We start from the raw sequence: 19,558 nt of genomic DNA on the forward strand, positions 1-19,558 counted from the left end.
CCCACAGATCATCAGGAACCAGCCGCTGCGACAAATCGGCACCCACGAAGAGACATCATGCCGCACCGGCGTCACACCACGTGAGACATCCTCTTAGTTATTCCGGCCGCATTCCCAGAGAGCACTTGTCGCGCTGAGGCATCGGCGACAGTTTATCCGTCACCGCCGCCACACCAGGAGCACAGGGCTCCCAGGGACATGCTGCCCCAAGGGCGTTCAAACAGGTGACCATCACATCTGACGCACAGTTCGAAGTTCTGCCCTTCACACGAATCTGCCGACTCATCTGGGAAGACGGCGACCACGTCCTCATCGGCGTCAGTCCTGGAAACAGCTACTTCACCGCCGAACGGATAGCGCGCCTCGCCCGCTGGACGAAGGACCACTTCGCGCAGGTCGACTTCGTCGATGCGGACCTCCACGTTGACCGCGTTTTTCGCCGCCTTCGGGTACGACCCGGGCCATGCGGAAAGACGGGCGAACAAGGAGGTCAAAGCAGTACGCAGAAGGGTCCTCAAAGGAGTCGAGGAAGCCGGTTCGCCACTGGGTGAAATACGCGTGCGTCCCCTCTCCGCGTTCACGGAGAACGAGGTGTACCAAATCCACCGTAGACGCGTTGAGCACTTTTTCGCCACGGGCGACGAATTCCGCAAGGGCGCCGAAGAAATGGCACTGTATTTCCTGGGTCCGAAACTACCGGAAGGCGCATGCGTATCGGACGAACAACTCCAGGTGTGCTACGACTACATCGCCGCGGAGCTACCGTTCTTTCTCGACACACCCGGAATTCTGGGCGTCCCCTCCTCCGTCTCCGCTTATCACACGCACATGCCAATCACCGAGGTCCTCTACGGGCGCGGAGGCGGCCTGCGCGCCAACCGCAACCAGGCCTACGCGGTGGTGCGACCGGAAGGGAGCGAGCACGTTGAGAACCGGGCAGCCTGAGACCGTGGCCACCCACGCGCCCCGGCCGGGCGGCCAGGACGAGCCGGTCCTCGACTTCCCGCTCTCCCGCCGCGGCGACGCACTCCCCGCACAGGGCTCCTGGCTGCGCGAACGGGTACCGGTGGCCAAGGTGCGCACCCTCACCGGCGATACCGGCTGGCTGGTCAGCAGCCACGCGTTGGCCAAACAGGTGCTGGAGGACGAGAGGTTCAGCCTCAAGGACACCGCGAACGAAGGGGCGCCCCGCCAGTACGCCCTGACGATCCCGCCCGAGGTCGTCAACAACATGGGCAACATCACCAGTGCCGGTCTACGTACCGCGGTTGTGCAGGCGCTCAACCCCCGTCAGCCAGGACTCCAAGCGTGGTTGCGTGAGCGGGCCCACGAACTGCTCGACGAGTTCCTCAGCGAGGGGGCTCCGGTCGACTTCCGAGCGGGGTTCGCCGACCCGTTCTCGGCCGCCTTGCACTGCCGGGTGCTCGGTGTGCCCTTCGCCGACTGGCGGCGGCTGATGTCCTCGCTCGACATCGCCTTCATGACGCCGGCCGCGCCCTTCGAGGACTCCGCTCTCAACTGGTACAAAGACGTCGGCTACATGACCGAACTCCTCAATGCGCCCGCGGCGCGGCGCAGTGGGCTCCTCGGGCGGCTCGCCGAGCTGCGTGCGGAGCCGGAGTCGGCGCACCTGAGCGAGGAGATGCTGGCCACCGTCGCGGTGTCACTGTTCGGCGCGGGTGCGGTCTCCACCTCGTCCTTCCTGGTGCTCGCCGTACTCGCCCTGCTCCAGCACCCCGGGCTCGTCGACTACCTGCGGGCCCGTCCCGAGCGGACCGGCGCGGCCGTGGACGAGCTGCTGCGCTGGAACCTGTCCATCGGCGACGGGCTGCCCCGGCTGGCCCTTCAGGACGTACGGCTCGGTGACGTACTGGTGCGCAGGGGCGAGTTGGTGCTGGTTCTGGTCGAGGCCGCCAACTTCGACCCCACGGTGTTCGAGCAGCCCGAGCGGCTGGACTTCGAGCGGGCGCGGAATCCGCATCTCTCCTTCGGAGCTGGGCGCCACTTCTGCCCCGCCTCGGCGCTGGGTCGGGCTCAGGCCGAGATCGCCCTGTCCGCCCTGGTGGAGCGGCTTCCCCGGTTGCGGCTCGCCGTTCCCGTGGAGCAGTTGGTGTGGCGGACCGGTTTCATCAAGCGGCTTCCGGAGCGGCTGCCCGTCGCCTGGTAGCAGGTACCTGCCCGCGTGGGCCCGGAGGCGGAGCTCCTCGGGCCCGCGCGGCGACCGATGCGGTTCAGCGGAAGATACCGGTGTGTCCCAGCGAGTAGCGCCCGGGCTGGGGGTAGACCGCCAGGCCGTGCGGGCCCCCACCGACCGGGATCCGAGCGAGCTGTTTGCCGCTGGTGGTGTCGATGGCGTACACCTCCGAGTCGTAACGGCCGGAGAGCCACAGCACCCGGCCGTCAGCGGAAACCCCACCCATATCGGGGCTGCCGCCGTCGGGTAGCGTCCACTTCTTGGTCAGTTTGCCACTGGGGAAGTCGAAGACCGAGATCGTGCCCTCACCACGGTTGGAGATGTACATCTCCTTGGAGTCCCGGCTGATGTACAGGCCGTGGCAACCCTTGCCGGTGGGCAACAGCCTGGGCTCGGTGAACTTCTCCCCGTCCAGGACCCACATGCCGTGCGCCATCATGTCGGCGATGTAGAAGGTCTTGCCGTCCGGGGAGATCTTCACGTCCTGGGGCATGGCCCCCTCGAAGGGGAGCTTCTGCTGGCCCACGACCTCCATCTTCTCGGTGTCGACCTTCAACAGCTCGCCCGAGAACTCGCAGGAGACCACGAAGTAGCGGCCGTCGGCGCTGAAGTCGGCGTGGTTGACGCCATAGCAGGTGACCGGCACCGTCTTGACCCGTTCCATGGTCCGCGGGTCGCGGAAGACCAGCTCACGGTCCATGGAAGCCATCACGACGGCGTACTTGCCGTTGGGGGTGAAGTACAGGTTGTAGGGGTCGTGGACCTCGACGGGCGGGCCTGCCTGCCCGGTGGCGGGGTCGATGGGGGTCAGGGTGTGCCCGCGGTTGTTGTTGACCCACAGCGTCTTCAGGTCCCAGGAAGGAACCACGTGCTGGGGTTGGACGCCCACCGGGATGGTGTCGACGATCTGGTACGTGGCCGGGTCGATCACCGTGACCGTGTTGGAGTTGGTGTTGGGAACGTAGACCCGGGGTGGGAAGTCCTTGACCACCGGGGAGAGTTTGCCCGGTCGGTCCGCGGCGTAGACGTCGTTGGGGTCGAGCAGTGGCGGCATCCCCGCCAGTCCCGGCGGGACTGCCGGGACCGCCTTGCGGGGCGGCGCGGCGCCGGCGGATCCCAGGGCCTCCGGCTTCCCCTTCTCCGCGGGGGTGCCGCAGGCGGCGAGCATCGCGGCCAGGGTGAGGCCGGCCAGGGCCGTGGTGGTGTTTCGGTAGGCGTTCATCAGGTCAGCAGCTCCGTGGTGGTGACCGCGCGGAGTCGGCGGCGGGCGAGTTCTTCGAGGAGTGCGGGCAGCGCGTCGACGGTGTCCGCGTAGCCGAAGTGCAGGCTCACCACGGAACCGGGTCGGATCTCGCCCATCACGTTGCGGACGACGGCCGGGGCGCCGGGTGAGGTGAAGTCCCGGGAGTCCACGTCGTAGGCCAGGACATGGGGGTAGCCGACCCGTGCGGCCAGCCGTTCGACGAGGGGGGTGGCCCGGCGGGCCCGCGAGGGACGGAACCAGCTGCCGATGGAACCGGTGAGGCGGCGCAGTCGCTTGGCGCAGGCGTCGATCTCCTCGTACGCCTCAGCTTCGGGCATGGTGCAGACATCGAGATGACGCTGGGTGTGGTTGCCCAGTTCGTGGCCGCCGTCCAAGATCCTGCGGGCCAGTTCCGGGTACTCGTCCAGCCAGCTGCCGACGGCCAGCACGCTCACCCGGGCGCCGGCCCGCTCCGCTTCCGCGAGCACGGACCGCGCGGTGGCGGGGTCTCCGTTGCCGTGGAAGGTGAGTGCGACCTCGGACGAGTCGGTCCGGCCGTGTTCGATCTGGACGGGCTGGCCGGGGAAGGTGCGGGGAGCGGGGGCGGGTACGGGCCGTGGCACGCTGCGGGCCGCAGCCGGGGCTGGCCCCACCCGTGGTCGGTCGGGGTCAGGCGGAGTGGTTCGGGCACCACAGGCGGTCAGGTGGCCCGCGACGGTCGCGGCGGCGACCGTTCGCAGCAGTCCGCGGCGGTCGGGATGTCTGGGCACGGGCCCATTTAAGGGGCAGTGCGCCCTATATATAACGATTGACACATTTTACGGGGTGCATGACATCCCGTTGGCCTAGCCCATCCACACGGTCGATCAACGAATCAACCGGCGGAGGCCATACCTATTCACTGAAAGTGAGGCACGTGGCCGAGATCACCTAGGATTCAGTGGAGAACTTTTAGCATTTGAACCCTTATGTCCAAGTTGGGACTTTTGGCGGCAAGCGTCGTGTCTGACATAGTCGTGGCATACGGCTTCCCGTTGACCCGAGCGAAGCCCTCCCGCCGGGGACCACACCCCACCAACGGTCCTCGGCGCACTACTGAAGCCCCCGCGGCGCCCCATCCCGGCGCAAGGGGGCTTCCGTGTAGTCCGACACCCGCATCTCGAACCAAGTGGTCTTGCCCCGGGGAAGCAGGTCGGCTCCCCACCGGTCCGAAAGCTTGTCGACCAGGAACAGACCGCGCCCGCTGACGTCCAGCTCACGCACGGGTAACAGACACGGTAGTCCGCGCGAGGGATCACGCACCTCGATCCGGATCCAGCCCCGGCGGCGTAACATCCGCAACCCGAACACCCTGGCACCGGTGTGCCGCACCGCGTTGCCCACCAGCTCCGAGACCAGCAACACGGCATGCTCGGCGATCTGCGTGGAGAGCCCCCACTGACGCACCACCACACACTGGGTGAGTCGGCGGGCCGCGCCCGCCGACTCGGGACGGGAGGGCAGACACACCTCCGCCTCCGCGGGATTCCCGAAGGACTCAAAAGCGGCAAGGGCACGCTCGTCCTCCAGCGCCGACGTCCGTAATGCGGCGGCGCCGACGCGCTGCCGTGGTTGCTCCACACCCTCAAGGCCCGCCATGGCCCCATCATGGCGAACTGGGGTGGCCCGTGGTGGCGTTCTGCGGCAATGCGATCCCACATACCCGCCGGTAGCCGGGCCTTAAGGCCTCCTTAAGGCCCGGCTAATGCACCCGCACGGGTGGCACGGAAATCCGGAGGACCGGAAATTCCGGCTTCAACCACCCATCCCTCAAACGAACTTGGCCTTACCAGGACCTTCCTCCACGAAACTGCGCATGCCCCGCTCCCGGTCCTCGGTGGCGAACAGACCCGCGAACCAGTTGCGCTCGATGGCCAGCCCCGTGTCAATGTCCGCTTCCAGGCCCGCGTCAACGCACTCCTTGGCCGCGCGCAACGCGATCGACGGTCCCTGGGCCAACCGGGCCGCCCAGGCGTGCGCTTCCTCGTACACCTTCTCCGCCGGCACGAGTCGGTCCACCAAACCCAGCGAGAGCGCCTCCTCGGCCTTGACCATGCGTCCGGTGAAGATGAGGTCCTTTGCCCGGGAGGGGCCGATCAATCGGGACAACCGCTGGGTACCACCGGCGCCGGGAATCAGCCCCAGCAAGATCTCCGGCTGCCCGAGCTTGGCGTTCTCGGCGGCGATCCGGTAGTCGGCGCAGAGCGCGAGTTCACAGCCACCCCCCAGGGCATAGCCGGTGATGGCGGCCACCACGGGCTTGGGGATGCGGGCGACCGCGGTGAAGGCGTCCTGCAGGCCACGGGACCGGGCGACCATCGCCGCGTGGTCCATGACCTGCATCTCCTTGATGTCCGCGCCAGCGGCGAAAACCTTCTCGCCGCCGTACAACACGACCGTCCGGACATCGGTGCGGTCGGTGGCCTCGTGTGCCAGCTCGCGGAGCGCGTCCTGGGTTTCGATGTCCAGCGCGTTCATGGGCGGGCGGTCCAGACGGATGGTGCCTACGCCTTCGGAGACTTCCAGAGAGATGGTCATGGGGGAAGGCTAGTGGCGCCGGTCCCGGAGGTGAGCCCCTGCCATGACGCCACCTGCACGAGGGCCCGGTGCCGTGCGTCACAGCACCGGGCTCCGTCCATCCGGTCGAGCTGCGTCCACGGGCGCTCCCGTAGTCCGCGGTGGATCGGCGTGAGGCATCGGATGCGGTGCCCCGCGAGGCGGCGGGGCACCTCCGTACCGGGCACATCCAGGTGGTCCGACAGTGCGGCGAGGTACCGAGGCCGTCGCCCTGCGCGCTCGCCGGGAACTACGGGAGGGCCCTCAGGCGATCCACTGCGCCCAGGGCATGTTCCAACCGTTGAGACCGTTCTCGGGGGTGATCTGCTTGTCATGGGAGTTCTTCACGATCACCACGTCACCGATCAGCGAGTTCTCGTAGAACCAGGCCGCCGGAGACTGCGGGTCCCCGGCTCCGCGTACGTCGCGCAGGCCCACACAACCGTGACTGACGTTCGCAGAACCGAACGTGCCGGCAGAGGCCCAGTAGTTGCCGTGCACGAAGGTGCCCGAGTTCGAAAGCCGCATCGCGTGCGGAACGTCCTTGATGTCGTACTCGCCGCCGTAGCCGACGGTGGCACCGTTCATCCGGGTCACCCGGTACTTCTCGCTGATGACCATCTGCCCGTTGTACGTGGTGGTGGAAGGGGCACCCGCGGTGATCGGCAGGTCCTTGAGCACCCTGCCGTCACGGACCACCGCCATCCGGTGGCTGGACGCGTCCACGGTGGAGACCTGCGAACGCCCGATGGTGAAGCGCACCGTCCGGGTCTGCTTGCCGTACACACCCGGTCGTCCCTCGACACCGTCCAGGCCGAGCTTCAGCGTCACCTTAGTGCCGGGGGTCCAGTACTTCTCCGGACGGAAGTCCAGGCGGTCGTTGCCGAACCAGTGGCCCTCGATCGGCACGGCCGGCTCGGCCGTCACGGAGATGGCCCGCTCCACGGCAGCGGGATCGGTGATACCACGGTTGAAGTTGATGGACACCGGCATGCCCACGCCGACGGTCGAGCCATCCTCGGGGGTGTAGCGGCCGATGAACGTGTTCTTCGGAGTCAGGGTGGTAAAGGTGACGTCCTTCGCCGCCTCACGGCCCTCGGTGTCCTGAGCCACCACGTGCACCTTGTACTCGTTGGCAGCGCCCAGATGGCGCTGCGGCTCCCAACGCGAGCGGTCCGCGTTGAACACGCCCTCCACCGTGTTGCCCTTGGTGTCCACCACTGCGACCGTGGTCAGCTTGCCACCGACCGCCGTGATCTTCAGCGCGCCGCTGGTGGCGACCTCCTTCGCGCCGTCAGCCGGCACGATCGTCACCATCGCCTTCGACGCCTCAGTGCCGACCGGCTTGCCCGGCGCCGGATTCTTGTCGCTGACACCACCGGCCGGCACAGTCGAGTTGCACGCCGTCACGAGCAGGAGCAGCGCTCCCACCAACAGCGCGAGCAGGCCGGTGGCACCCTGCGGACGGCGGACCGATATCGCCGCCCCCGCCCCCGAATTACGCAGCCCGTCCACGATGCCTCTTCTCCCCTCGCACGGCCCGGACCCGCCCGGTCCGCCCCCGCTGCGCGACCGAACGCGCGCACGGCGAAAGGTAACCATGCCGATACGCGCGGATACGGCACGGATTTGTCACCGTTCCGTTCCAACTGGCTGGTGAACGGGGGATGAGCTGCGGACTCCGGGCAGGGAGAGGAACTGGGCAGGCTCAGGAAGGAGCCCGCCCAGTCCTTCATGCCCGGCTTGACGCCCAAGTCGGGGGCCTCGTCACCGACCCCACCGCCTCGCGGTGCCCGAGACTCGAAGGATCACGCAACCCGCCATGCCGCCACCGCCGAGGAGGTCGCCGGAACGTGCCCGCAGGGCCTGCCCTTTGTCGAAGCACGAGACGTGGGGCGCGGGGCGCCCTTGACACTCTCCCCCGACGCGGAACAAAGAGTCCGGGGCGGGAACCACGCGCCGGGCGCGGCCAGGGCCGCGGGGCCCGGACCGTCCGGCCGCACCCGCACAGCCGGCCACCGCCCCGAACCAATGGGTCCAGGACGGCGGCCAGTACGCACGAGCACCAGGGCGCCGCGCTCCTGAACGGCGCTAGAACCTCTCGCGGGGCTTGCGGGGCTTGTCCTTGTCTCCCTTGCCGGACTCGCCACGCTTGTTGCTCAGCTCCACCAGCAACGCGCCGTCGTCGCCCGAGACGGTGAGCGGGCCGGTCACCCGGTCAGCCGGCGGGAGGTAGCCCTCAGGGGTGTCCGTCTCCACCAGGTAGTACGAACCGAGGGGCAGTTCGGCCCACGTGCAGCCACCCCTCGCATCAGTGGCACACGCGGCGCCGGCACGGCGGTCCGGAGTGGAACCGCCGGTCTGCAAGCCGGGCACGTTGTTGCTCTCCGCCCACAGCTCGAACACCGCTCTGGGCAGCGGGCGGCCGGTCTTGTCGTCCTTCTTGAGCAACTCGATGGCACCGGTCACGGGCGGACGGGGCGTACGCGTGTTCCTCATCGTGATGGTGGCTCCCCGAACGGCGTTCTCCTCGGTGAGCCGCACCTCGCGCACGGTGTCAGCGGGCAGGTCATACCCCTGCGGAGCAGCCGTCTCCCGCCAGTAGTACGTCCCCAACTCCACCATCCGCGAGCACACACCATCCGCGCCCGTCACACAGTCCTGCCCCACCTTCACATCAGCATCAGACCCCTCGGCCTGCAAACCATCCACACCATTCGACTCACGCCACAACTCAAACCGCGCACCCGACAACTCCACCCCCTCCCCATCCGTCTTACGAACCCGCACCTCACCCGTGGTCTCCACCGGCGTCATCGCATTGACCGCCTCAACCACCACACCCCCATCCGCATTCTGATCCGACAACACCAACGGACCGAACACCGGATTCACCGGCAGGTCATACCCCTGCGGAGCAGCCGTCTCCCGCCAGTAGTACGTCCCCAACTCCACCATCCGCGAGCACACACCATCCGCGCCCGTCACACAGTCCTGCCCCACCTTCACATCAGCATCAGACCCCTCGGCCTGCAAACCATCCACACCATTCGACTCACGCCACAACTCAAACCGCGCACCCGACAACTCCACCCCCTCCCCATCCGTCTTGGTGACGGAGACGGCTCCGGTGACCGGGACCGTGCCTCCGCAGTCAGGCAGGTCACCGTTGAAGGGGTAGGCGTGCATCTCCTGCCCGCCGCCCCCGGTGGCCAAGCTGGTGTGGGTGAGGGTGCCGGTGGTGAAGAAGCGCCCGTTGATACCGGGCAGGGTCACCGTGGACCGGGAGGACTGTTGGCCCACCAGCACGCTGCCCTGGAACTGTCCGGTGCCCTGGAAGGCCACCGAGGTAGCGTCGGGGAAGTTCCACAGGAGGTGTTCGCGGTAGCGGTTCAGCGGGTCGGTGTCCGCGATGCCACCGCTGTAGGTGCTGATGGCGCGGTCGGTGCCGAACACGTTCACCAAGATCGTGGCGCCCTCGGGAATCCCTGCGAACCTGATGCCCTGCTGGGCGCGGTTGGCCCCCGCGATGTCGGCGTCCACGTTGAACACCTGCAGTGGGGACCGGCCGTCGCCCGTGAACAGCGTCTCACTCCCGCTGTTGACTGCCGTGCCAGTGGGGGTACGGGGCTGCCCGCCGACCCGTGCGTAGCACTGGCTGGCGTCGCTGAGCTGCTGGCGCAGTACGCGGTAGGGGGCCGCGGCGTCGGCGTCCGCTCGCAGGGTGGAGCGGACGTCGCCGGTGGCGCTCCCCGCGTGGTGGACCACGCCCCTTTCGGCGAGCAGGCGTTCGCCCTGGGCCACCGAGACGTCCGCACCGGTGATCAGCCAGTCCGTACCGACCGGCGGTGGGACCCGGGAGCCGGCGCCGACCTCGCCCAGGTTGTACGCCTGGCCGGCGTCGTCCCGCTTGTCCTGGTCGAAGGAGCCGAGGACGACGACCCGACCCTCGGCCTCTGCCGCCGCGCCGCGCACCAGGAAGTCGCCGCCCGCGAAGATGTTGATCGCCTCATCGGTGGCCGTGATGGGGTCACTGTTGATGGGCGGGAACGGGTCGGGGCAGTTGCCCGGCAGGCAAGGCCCGAGACCGCCGGGCAGGGGTGCGCGCACCGCGGTGGCCGCCCCGGTCGCGGTCTCTCCTGCCGCCCCAGCTCCGCTGAACGCGGTCACGGGGGCCGCGGCAGCGAGGACGACCCCGGCTGCCAGGCCGACGGCCCAGGCTCGGCGCCGGTTGCCCCGACGCTCCTTCCACCCAGTCATGACACTCCATCCGCTCCTGTCGTGGCCCATCGGCTGGACGTTGGGCCCTGTCGGGAGTCAGGTTCGGGCGGGAGCCGGGCGAAGATGTCATGACACTCCCAGCCAACGCCATTCCGGTCCGACAATCACTCGAATGCGTGCCGGGATCGCTCTGCGGATCGACGCGCGGTGGCACGGGCACCTCCACCCGTGCCACCCGCTCCGGCACGTGGGTCGACCAAGTGGGCCAGGCAAGATCAGAGCGGGGTGGTCTAGCGCCCGGCCAGCGCCGAACCCGCCTTCCAGTCGCTCCAGGACATGTTCCAACCACCGAGCCCATTGCCCGGGGCCACCGTCTTGTCCTGGGAGTTGACGACCTCGACGACGTCCCCGATGAGCGTCCGGTCGAAGAACCAGCCCGCCGGGGTGTCCGAACCACCGCCCTTGTCGTCCCTCAGCCCGATGCAACCGTGGCTGACGTTGGTGGAACCGAAGGTGCTCGGCGGCGCCCAGTAGTTGCCGTGCAGGAAGGTGCCCGAGCTGGTCAACCGGATCGCGTGCGGTACGTCGGGGATGTCGTACTCGCCCTTTCCGTCAGCATCCTTGAAGCCGACGGTGGCCCCGTTCATACGGGTCACGTCGAACATCTCACTGACCACCATCTTGCCGTTGTAGGTGGTGCTCTTCGGCGCGCCCGCAGTCACCGCGATGGTGGACAACAGCTTCCCGTCGCGGCGCACCTCCATGGTGTGCTCGGCCGCGTCCACCGTGGAGATCTGGTGCCGACCCACCGTGAAACGGACAGTCTTGTTCTGGATCCCGTACGAGCCCGGGGCGCCCAGGACGTCACGCAACCGCATGTCGACCGTCACCTGCGTCCCCGGCGCCCAGTACTCGCGGGGCCGGAAATCGAGCCGCTCCTTGCCGAACCAGTGCCCGGAAACCTCCGTCTCCGGTTCCGCCCGAACAGTGATGGCCCGCTCGACCTCCGCCCGGTTCTCGATGGGACGGTTGAAGTTGAATGTGACGATCATGCCCGTGCCCACGGTGGAACGGCTCTCCGGCTTGAAGTAGCCGATGAAGCGCTCCTCCGGCACGAAGGTGGTGAAGGACGTGTGCCGGGCCTGGCGTCGGTCATGGCCGTCCACCGCCACCGCGTCCACGGTGTACTTGGCGGCCAGCGCCAGCTTGGCGGCAGCCGGCTGCGGACTCCAGCTCAGACCGTCGGGCGCGATCGTGCCCCGCACCTCCTCCTCCTGCGCGTCCTCCACCTTCATCACCCTCACGCGCTCCAGCCGCCCCTCCGGCACGGTGACCTGGATCCGGCTCTGGGCGGCCACACCACTGGCGCCGTCCTGTGGCATGACCCGGATGGCCTCGCTCGCGGCCCGCGGCTTACCCGGCAACTCCACCTCCACGACTTCGCGGAGCTCCGTCCCACAGCCCGCTGCCCCCGCCAGCAGCGCCCACGTCATCGCGGCGGCCAATCCCGCCCCTGTCCGCCTTCTCACGTCTCTCACGACCGTCCCAACGACCACGCCCCTCCAGGGGAAACGTGAGTGCGGGCGCACTTGCGGGCAGAACACAGGGAAGGGCCGGCCGGGGCGGGCCGCCGATCGAGCCGCAGACGGATAAGGGGCCACATTGTCGAGCGCAGCGGAACAGGAGGCGTTGGCGGAGGTGAGGGGCGCGCTGATCGCTCCGGCACCCCACTCCAGCGAGCAGGGCACGGGCCGGCGTCCCGCTCCCACCCCGCCGGCCGCGCCGGTGTGGCCGGGGGCCTCGATGCCGCTCGGCGCACGGTTCCGGGTCGGGCCGGACGGTGTGGCCGGCACCAACTTCGCGCTGTGGGCCGGCGGAGCCGAAGCGGTGGAGCTGTGCCTCTTCGACGAGCGGGGCGCCGAGACCCGCTGTCCACTGACCGAGCTGACCCATGAGATCTGGCACGGCTTCGTACCAGGGGTGCGGCCCGGTCAGCGGTACGGATTTAGGGTGCACGGTCGCTGGGACCCGTGGACGGGAGCCCGGTGGAACCCGGCCAAGCTCCTGCTCGACCCGTACGCCCGGGCGGTGGACGGCGACTTCTCGCTACCGCCGGAGGTGTACGGGCACGTTCGGGACTGGCCCCAGCAGTCCGTGGCGGACACCGTGCGCGACGACCGGGACTCGGCCCCTTTCGTCCCCAAGGGGGTGGTCGTCCACGATGACGACGACTGGGCCGACGATGTCCGCCCCAAGACGCCCTGGGCCGATTCGGTGATCTACGAACTGCACGTGCGCGGGTTCACCCGACTGCACCCCGGCGTACCACCGGAGCTGAGGGGCACCTACGCCGGCCTGGCACACCCGGCAGCGATCGAACACCTGAGGAAGCTCGGCGTGACGGCGGTGGAACTCCTGCCCGTCCACCAGTTCGCCCATGAGGACCACCTGCTCAGCAGGGGGCTGCGCAACTACTGGGGTTACAACTCCATCGGCTACTTCGCGCCGCACGCGGCCTACTCGGCCTCGGGCAGCGCGGGGCAGCAGGTCGGCGAGTTCAAACGAATGGTGCGGGCCCTGCACGCCGCCGGCATCGAGGTGATCCTCGACGTGGTCTACAACCACACCGCCGAAGCGGGCGAGCTCGGCCCGACCCTGTCCCTGCGCGGGATCGACAACCGCGGCTACTACCGGCTGCCGTCCGACGCCCGGCGGTACGCCGACTACACCGGATGCGGCAACACGTTGCACGCGGCGCGGCCCAACGTCCTACGGCTGATCACCGACTCCCTGCGGTACTGGGTCACGGAGATGGGAGTGGACGGCTTCCGCTTCGACCTGGCGGCGGCCCTGGCCCGTTCGATGCACGACGTCGACATGCTCTCCCCGTTCCTGGCGGTCATTTCGCAAGACCCGGTGTTGCGGCGGGTGAAGCTGATCGCCGAACCCTGGGACGTGGGCTCCGGCGGTTACCAGGTCGGGGCCTTCCCCCCGCTGTGGACCGAGTGGAACGATCGCTACCGGGATGCGGTCCGGGACTTCTGGCGGGGCGCCCTGCCCGACGTCCGGGACCTGGGCTACCGCCTGTCCGGATCAAGCGACCTCTATGCCTGGGGCGGACGCCGCCCCTACGCCTCGGTCAACTTCATCACGGCACACGACGGCTTCACCCTGCGCGACCTCGTCTCCTACGAGCACAAGCACAACGAGGCCAACGGAGAGTCCAACCGTGACGGCACCGGCGACAACCGGTCCTGGAACTGCGGCGCCGAGGGGGAGTCTCAGGACCCGCAGGTGTTGGCGCTGCGCCGGCGCCAGCTCCGCAACCTCCTGACCACTCTGCTGCTGTCCACCGGGGTTCCCATGCTCGTCGCCGGTGACGAGCTGGGCCGCACCCAAAACGGCAACAACAACGCCTACTGCCAGGACAACGAGACCAGTTGGCTGGACTGGTCGATGCTCGACGATCCCCAGTGGCGCCCACTGTTCGAGCTGACCTCACGGCTGATCGCGCTACGTCAGTCGCATCCGGTGCTGCGGCGCCGGGCCTTCTTCTCCGGGCGCGCCCAGGCCGCGGACGGACTGCGGGACCTGGCATGGTTCACACCGCAGGGCGCGGAGATGACGGAACGGGACTGGTACGCCCCGGCCGGGGCGCTGGGCCTCTACCTCTCGGGCCGCGACATCCCCGGCCGCGACAGCCGGGGCGCTCCGGTGACCGACGACAGCTTCCTGGCACTGCTGCACTCCGGGCACCAGCCACTGCCGTGGCGACTCCCCGGCCCGCCCTGGGCTCGGGAGTACGAACTCGTGGTGGACACCTCTTTGGAGGACCAGTCCACGGAGCCGGGCACGGGGCACCGGGGCGGCGAAACCGTGACGGTGGCGGCCAGGTCGGTACTGCTCTGGCGCGTCACCGGCTGAGGGCCCTCGCTGCGCTCCCGCCCCGCCCACGGAGCCGCGGGGTACGCCCAGTGCCGCCCATTGCACGGACAGCGCCGCTCACCTCCGGCACGCGGGTGGCGGGACGGGAGCGGGCGCCTGGAGCGAACCTGCTCGGCACGGCGGGAATTCACTTGCCTTGTCAGGGGCAATTCGTAGGATCGCCCCTGATGGCCCTCACCGAGAACCCCCCGACGCCACCAGAGCAGCAGGAACCCAAGGCAGTTCGAAGCCTCCTGCGCCTGTGGCCCTATGTCCGACCGGTACGCACCCGTTTGTCGATCGCCGCGGTGGTGGCGATCGTCGCCTCCTGCCTGAGCCTGGTCATTCCGCTGGTACTGAAGTGGTTGGTGGACGGGCCGGTGGCAGAAGGGGACACCGGCGGGGTCTGGCTCGGGGGCTTGGTGGTGCTCGGGCTCGGCATCGCCGAGGCGCTGCTCTTCGGGCTGCGCAGGTGGCTGGTGGCCCGCCCGCTGGCGGGAGTCGAAGCGGCGATGCGGGCCGACCTCTTCCGTCACCTCCAGCGGGTTCCGGTGGCCTTCCACGACCGTTGGGCTTCGGGCCAGTTGCTCTCCCGCGGCACCACCGACCTGATGCTGCTGCGGATGTTCCTGGCCTTCCCCCTCACCTTCCTGCTGGTCAACGGCGTGACGATCCTGGTGGGTTGTGCCGTACTGCTGCACCAGCAGTTCACCCTCGGGTTGGTGCTGCTCGCGCCGGCACTGCCGTTGGTCATGCTCTGTTCCCTCTTCGAGTCCCGCTACGCGCTCGTCGCCCGCCAGGCCCAGGACCAGGTCGGTGACCTGACCACCGTGGTCGAGGAAAGCGTCTTGGGCATTCGCATCATCAAGGGCTTCGGCCGCCACCGCAGCCAGGCACAGGCCTTCCGTGACCTCTCGGGCCGGCTGCGCGGCACCGAACTGGCCAAGGCCCGCCTGCTCGCCGGCATCTGGGCACTGATCACCGCGCTGCCGGAACTGGCGATCGGGGCCGCCCTGGTCCTCGGTACCGTGCAGGTCGCCGACGGCGACCTGTCCGCCGGCACCCTGGTGGCCTTCCTCTCCACGGCTCTGGCCCTGCGCTGGCCGGTGGAGTCGATCGGCTTCCTCCTCGCGATGAGCCAAGAGGCCGCCTCGGCGACCCGGCGCTACTTCGAGGTGCTCGACACGAGCCCCGAACAGCAGACCATCCAGGCCGGCGCCAGGGCGCCGGGCGCACCTGGCGGCCTGGTCTTCGAGGCGGTGCGCTTCCGCTACCCGGACGAGCCGACCACGGGCGTGCCCGTACTGGACCACATCGACCTGCACGTCCGCTCGGGCGAGACGGTGGCCCTGGTCGGAGCGACCGGCAGCGGCAAGACCACGCTCACCGCGCTGGTGCCGCGGCTGCACGAAGTGACCGACGGACGAATCCTGTTGGACGGCCAGGACATTGCGGCGCTGCCCCGCGAGCGGGTGCGCGAGCTGGTCGCGGTGGCCTTCGAGGAGCCCACCCTCTTCTCGGCGAGCGTGGCCGACAACGTCCGCATGGGTGGTGGTGAATCGGCTGCCGACCTGGAGCGCGCCCTGGGCGTCGCGCAGGCCGACTTCGTGAACCGACTTCCCGCTGGCGTCGAAACCCAGGTGGGCGAGCAGGGTTTGAACCTGTCCGGGGGGCAGCGCCAACGCCTGGCGCTGGCGCGGGCGGTGGCGGGCCGTCCACGGTTCCTGGTCTTGGACGATCCGCTGTCCGCGCTGGACGTGCACACCGAAGCCCTCGTGGAGGCCGCCTTGCGGCGGGTCCTGAAGGACACCACGGCCCTGATCGTCGCCCACCGGCCCTCGACGGTCCTGCTGGCCGACCGGGTGGCTCTGCTGTCCGGCGGGCGGATCACGGCAGTGGGCACCCATCAGGAGCTGATGGGGCAGAGCGCGGAGTACGCCTGGCTGATGTCGGGTTCCAAGGACGCGGACGCGCCGGGCGCGGCCGTGGTCACAGCGGCGAAGGACGGACGTTGACCACCAAGGACACGGTGACCGGGGAAGCAGGCGGCGAGCAGGCGGCCGGCACGCAGACCCCTGGCGATGTACCGACCACGGCTGCCCCCGCTGCCGCCGCCACGGCGGCCAGGGGCGCGGAGGACGAGGCCTTCGACGAGGACCGGCTGCCCGCCCCACCAGGCGCCACCGGCCGACTGTTGCGCTCGCTCCTCGCCCCGCGGCGGGCCCGCGTCTTCGGAGCCTGCCTGACCCTGCTCGCCCAACAGGCAGCCACACAAGCGGGCCCGCTGCTCGTGGCGTACGCCATCGACCGGGGGGTGCCCGCGCTGCGGGCGGAGGACTACGGCCCGCTGATCGCCGTCGCGCTGGGCTACCTGGCGTGCTCGGTGGCGGCCGGCGTCTTCCAGTACCTCTTCATCCGCACTTCGGCACGGGTCAACCAGGACGTGCTGTTGGACCTGCGTGGCCGGATCTTCCGCCACGCGCAGGCGCTCAGCCTGGACTTCCACGAACGCTACACCTCGGGGCGGCTGATCTCCCGCTCCACCACGGACGTGGAGTCGCTGCGCGAACTGCTCAGTGAAGGACTCCAGGAACTCCTCGCGGTGGTCCTGTCCTTCGTCTACATCTGCGCCCTGCTGCTCTGGCTGGACCTCGGCATGGGTGCGGTGGCGGCCCTGTCCTTCGTCCCGCTGTACGGGCTGATCCGGCTCTACCAGCGGCGGGCGGAACGGATCTTCTCGGTTCGCTCCAGCGCGATCGCGGCGGTCATCGTCAAGTTCGCCGAGACGATGAACGGCATCCGGCCGGTGCGTGCCTTCCGACGGGAACGGGCCAACGACGAGGAGTTCGCATCCCTGAACCGCCACCACGAGCGGGTCAACGGGGACTCCATCTTGGAGATGGCCCGCTACGTGGTGGGGTCGCGACTGGTGGCCAACACCGCGGTCGCGGCGATCGTGCTCTGGGGCGCCTACCGGGTGGCCACCGGCACGCTCGCACTGGGCGTCCTGGCCGCGTCGGTGCTGTACCTGCGGCGGTTGTACGACCCCATCGACCGGCTGGGCATGTTCCTCAACTCCTACCAGTCGGCGAGCGCCTCCCTGGAGAAGATCGCCGGCCTGCTCTTCCAGGTCCCCTCGGTGCCGGAACCCGCGGTGGCGCGGGAGCTGCCGGAGCGCACCGGGTCGCAGCCCGGCCGCGAGGTGGTCTTCGAGGAGGTCCGCTTCGCCTACCGGACCGGTGGTGAGGTGTTGCCCTCCTTCTCGCTGCGGCTGCCCGCCGGGCAGACCGTGGCGGTGGTCGGGTCCACCGGGGCGGGCAAGTCCACTCTGGCGAAGCTGCTCGCCCGGTTCTACGACCCGACCGAGGGCCGGGTGTTGCTGGACGGCGTGGACCTGAGGGAACTTCCGGTGCCGGAGCTGCGACGAGGGGTGGTGATGGTCACACAGGAGGCATTCCTGTTCTCCGGTACCGTCGCCGAGAACATCGCCATCGGCCGCCCCGACGCGTCGCGGGCGGAGATCGAGGGCGCGGCGAAGGCGATCGGCGCCCATGACTTCATCTCCTCGCTCCCCGAGGGCTACGACACCGACGTACGCAAACGGGGTGGCCGGATCTCCGCCGGTCAACGCCAACTGGTCGCCTTCGCGCGGGCACTGCTCGCCGACCCGGCAGTACTGATCCTGGACGAGGCGACCAGCTCACTGGACGTGCCCGGGGAGCAGGCGGTACAGCAGGCGATGCACACCGTGCTGGCCGGGCGGACCGCGGTGGTCATCGCGCACCGCCTGTCCACCGTGGAGATCGCGGACCGCGTGCTGGTGATGGAATCCGGCCGCATCGTGGAGGACGGTGCCCCGGCCGACCTGATGGCGGCACCCGGCGGCCGGTTCGCGGAACTGCACCGCACCTGGCGGGAGAGCCTGGCGAAGACCTGAGGGCTCCCGCGCGAGGGTGACCTGCCGCGAGCGGGCCGCGATCTGAACGCTCACAGTAGTTCCTGTCATGATGTGCGGCATCCCCGGCCGCTCGCCTCTGGTGTCACCGGTGGCGTTGCCGGGGGGTCAGATGACGAGGCTGAGAACAGGGAGTCGGTTGCACATGGGGACCGTGGGAACCGCGTTGACGGAGCTGCGAGGGGCACAGAAGTCCGCGAAGGGCGTGTCGCTGTACTCGCGGTTCGTGAACCGTCCGGTGGGCAGGTATCTCGCCGCCGGTTCGTATGCCGCGGGTCTCACGCCGAACCAGGTGACGCTGATCAGCGCCGGCTTCAGTTTCGCCGCGATCGCCGCGATCGCGCTGACCGGCCCCTCGTGGGTGCTGGGCCTGGCGGTGTGGGCGGCCCTGGCCGTCGGATTCGCCTTCGACTCGGCGGACGGCCAGTTGGCAAGGCTACGCGGGGGCGGCAGTCCGGCGGGCGAGTGGCTGGACCACGTCGTGGACTGCGCCAAGATCACCGCCCTGCACAGTGCGGTGCTGATCGCCTTCTACCGTTTCCCGGCGCAGTACGGCATAGCCGGCGCCGATGGTGCGGCCGATGCGGGTTGGCTGCTGGTGCCCATCGGATTCCTGTTCGCTGCGATCGTGACCTTCTTCGGCGGCCTACTGACGGAGAAGCTCAAGCCGAAGCCGGCTGCCGGCAGCGCGGCCCCGACTCCCTCGACGCTGCGCGCGGTGGCGCTGCTGCCGGTGGACTACGGGGTCTTCTGCCTGGTCTTCCTGCTGCTCGGGGGCGGGGACTGGTTCCGCTGGGCGTACGCGGCGCTGGGCGTGGTCGCGGGCCTCTTCCTGCTCGCCTTCACCGCCAAGTGGTTCCGGGAGCTCAACGCCGTCGTGCGGTGAGTGGGCACGTCCCCGCCTCGCCCCGATGCGTTCAGCGGCGTTCGGCCACCGCGGTCTGTGGTTCTGCCAGCGCATCGAGGGCCCGGCGCAGTTGGGTGCTGGAGGTGTGCACGGTGTACGGGAAGTACACGATCTCCACGCCGACGGTGGCGAAGTCGCGTTCCAGCTTCTCGCCCTTGGGGGTGCCCCGCCAGTCGTCACCCTTGAACAGGACGTCGAAGCGGACCTGTTGCCAGGTGTCGAGCTTGTCAGGAACGGTCTCGACGAAGGCGGCGTCCACGTACTTGATGTTGCGGACGATCTCCAGCCGCTCGACGAGGGGGATCATCGGGCGGCGCCCCTTGGCCAGCTCGGCCATCTCGTCGGAGACCACCCCGGCGACGAGGTAGTCGCACTGGCTGCGGGCATGGCGGAGGATATTGAGATGTCCGATATGGAACAAATCATATGCTCCAGGCGCATATCCAACGCGATGCGCTCTACGCGCGGGGACATCACGCCCGGCCTGCTTGTCAGACATTCGAAAGTCACGCTCCGTCA

General features: G+C 69.0%; 14 protein-coding genes and 1 pseudogene. 7 read left to right on the plus strand and 8 right to left on the minus strand.

The features are described from left to right. Positions 1 to 224: 224 nt before the first annotated feature. The 3 genes and pseudogenes from ACFYMC_RS22985 to ACFYMC_RS22995 form a co-directional block, all read left to right on the plus strand. Positions 225 to 359 (plus strand): annotated as a pseudogene (locus ACFYMC_RS22985) (tRNA-dependent cyclodipeptide synthase); the annotation flags it as partial. A 49-nt stretch (positions 360 to 408) separates the two neighbouring features. Next, positions 409 to 945 carry a tRNA-dependent cyclodipeptide synthase gene (locus ACFYMC_RS22990; RefSeq protein ID WP_388528350.1) on the plus strand — a complete coding sequence of 179 codons (537 nt, stop codon included), beginning with the start codon at positions 409 to 411 and terminating at the stop codon, positions 943 to 945. Positions 946 to 949: 4 nt separating this feature from the next. Continuing rightward, positions 950 to 2,167 carry a cytochrome P450 gene (locus ACFYMC_RS22995; RefSeq protein WP_388528352.1) on the plus strand — a complete coding sequence of 406 codons (1,218 nt, stop codon included), beginning with the start codon at positions 950 to 952 and terminating at the stop codon, positions 2,165 to 2,167. Between the two features lie 64 nt (positions 2,168 to 2,231). On the opposite strand, the gene ACFYMC_RS23000 is transcribed toward ACFYMC_RS22995, so the two are convergent. The 7 genes from ACFYMC_RS23000 to ACFYMC_RS23030 form a co-directional block, all read right to left on the minus strand. Then, a complete protein-coding gene (locus ACFYMC_RS23000; protein ID WP_388528354.1) occupies positions 2,232 to 3,416 on the minus strand; it encodes a YncE family protein in 1,185 nt (394 codons plus the stop codon). Then, positions 3,416 to 4,207: a polysaccharide deacetylase family protein gene (locus ACFYMC_RS23005; RefSeq protein WP_388528356.1), complete on the minus strand. Its 792-nt coding sequence runs from the start codon at positions 4,205 to 4,207 to the stop codon at positions 3,416 to 3,418. The genes ACFYMC_RS23000 and ACFYMC_RS23005 overlap by 1 nt, the downstream gene beginning before the upstream one ends. 322 nt (positions 4,208 to 4,529) lie before the next feature. Next, on the minus strand, positions 4,530 to 5,075 hold the full coding sequence (locus ACFYMC_RS23010) for an ATP-binding protein (protein ID WP_388528358.1): 546 nt from the start codon (positions 5,073 to 5,075) through the stop codon (positions 4,530 to 4,532). A gap of 171 nt (positions 5,076 to 5,246) precedes the next feature. After that, a complete protein-coding gene (locus ACFYMC_RS23015; protein WP_388528360.1) occupies positions 5,247 to 6,014 on the minus strand; it encodes an enoyl-CoA hydratase/isomerase family protein in 768 nt (255 codons plus the stop codon). A gap of 282 nt (positions 6,015 to 6,296) precedes the next feature. Then, positions 6,297 to 7,547, minus strand: coding sequence for an Ig-like domain-containing protein (locus ACFYMC_RS23020; RefSeq protein WP_388528362.1), 1,251 nt, complete (start codon positions 7,545 to 7,547; stop codon positions 6,297 to 6,299). Between the two features lie 576 nt (positions 7,548 to 8,123). Next, entirely contained in the window at positions 8,124 to 10,292 is a 2,169-nt protein-coding gene (locus ACFYMC_RS23025; protein WP_388528364.1) for a choice-of-anchor A family protein, read from the minus strand. Between the two features lie 251 nt (positions 10,293 to 10,543). Further along, positions 10,544 to 11,791, minus strand: a complete 1,248-nt coding sequence (locus ACFYMC_RS23030; protein ID WP_388528366.1) for an Ig-like domain-containing protein — start codon at positions 11,789 to 11,791, stop codon at positions 10,544 to 10,546. A gap of 175 nt (positions 11,792 to 11,966) precedes the next feature. Here ACFYMC_RS23030 and glgX point away from each other — a divergent pair, with 175 nt between their 5' ends. The 4 genes from glgX to ACFYMC_RS23050 all read left to right on the plus strand — a co-directional run bounded on the left by glgX (position 11,967) and on the right by ACFYMC_RS23050 (position 19,018). Continuing rightward, positions 11,967 to 14,177 (plus strand): glycogen debranching protein GlgX, encoded by a 2,211-nt coding sequence (glgX, locus tag ACFYMC_RS23035; RefSeq protein ID WP_388528421.1) that lies wholly within the window; start codon positions 11,967 to 11,969, stop codon positions 14,175 to 14,177. Positions 14,178 to 14,365: 188 nt separating this feature from the next. Next, positions 14,366 to 16,192, plus strand: a complete 1,827-nt coding sequence (locus ACFYMC_RS23040; protein ID WP_388528368.1) for an ABC transporter ATP-binding protein — start codon at positions 14,366 to 14,368, stop codon at positions 16,190 to 16,192. Continuing rightward, positions 16,189 to 18,114, plus strand: a complete 1,926-nt coding sequence (locus ACFYMC_RS23045; protein ID WP_388528370.1) for an ABC transporter ATP-binding protein — start codon at positions 16,189 to 16,191, stop codon at positions 18,112 to 18,114. Before ACFYMC_RS23040 ends, ACFYMC_RS23045 begins: the two co-directional genes overlap by 4 nt. A gap of 163 nt (positions 18,115 to 18,277) precedes the next feature. Next, on the plus strand, positions 18,278 to 19,018 hold the full coding sequence (locus ACFYMC_RS23050) for a CDP-alcohol phosphatidyltransferase family protein (RefSeq protein WP_388528372.1): 741 nt from the start codon (positions 18,278 to 18,280) through the stop codon (positions 19,016 to 19,018). A 31-nt stretch (positions 19,019 to 19,049) separates the two neighbouring features. On the opposite strand, the gene ACFYMC_RS23055 is transcribed toward ACFYMC_RS23050, so the two are convergent. Then, the gene (locus ACFYMC_RS23055; protein WP_388528374.1) at positions 19,050 to 19,538 is read right to left on the minus strand and encodes an adenylyltransferase/cytidyltransferase family protein; all 489 of its coding nucleotides are present in this window, start codon (positions 19,536 to 19,538) and stop codon (positions 19,050 to 19,052) included. Between the last annotated feature and the right edge of the window lie 20 nt (positions 19,539 to 19,558).

It is taken from the genome of Streptomyces sp. NPDC006879, assembly GCF_042869595.1.
Classification (GTDB): domain Bacteria; phylum Actinomycetota; class Actinomycetes; order Streptomycetales; family Streptomycetaceae; genus Streptomyces.

Excerpts from the sequence above, each read along its gene's own strand:
- ACFYMC_RS23015 (WP_388528360.1), bottom strand. The coding sequence starts at position 6,014 with ATGACCATCTCTCTGGAAGTCTCCGAAGGCGTAGGCACCATCCGTCTG.
- ACFYMC_RS23000 (WP_388528354.1), bottom strand. The coding sequence starts at position 3,416 with ATGAACGCCTACCGAAACACCACCACGGCCCTGGCCGGCCTCACCCTG.
- ACFYMC_RS23040 (WP_388528368.1), top strand. The coding sequence starts at position 14,366 with ATGGCCCTCACCGAGAACCCCCCGACGCCACCAGAGCAGCAGGAACCC.
- ACFYMC_RS23010 (WP_388528358.1), bottom strand. The coding sequence starts at position 5,075 with ATGGCGGGCCTTGAGGGTGTGGAGCAACCACGGCAGCGCGTCGGCGCC.
- ACFYMC_RS22990 (WP_388528350.1), top strand. The coding sequence starts at position 409 with ATGCGGACCTCCACGTTGACCGCGTTTTTCGCCGCCTTCGGGTACGAC.
- ACFYMC_RS23025 (WP_388528364.1), bottom strand. The coding sequence starts at position 10,292 with ATGACTGGGTGGAAGGAGCGTCGGGGCAACCGGCGCCGAGCCTGGGCC.
- ACFYMC_RS23055 (WP_388528374.1), bottom strand. The coding sequence starts at position 19,538 with ATGTCTGACAAGCAGGCCGGGCGTGATGTCCCCGCGCGTAGAGCGCAT.
- ACFYMC_RS23050 (WP_388528372.1), top strand. The coding sequence starts at position 18,278 with ATGGGGACCGTGGGAACCGCGTTGACGGAGCTGCGAGGGGCACAGAAG.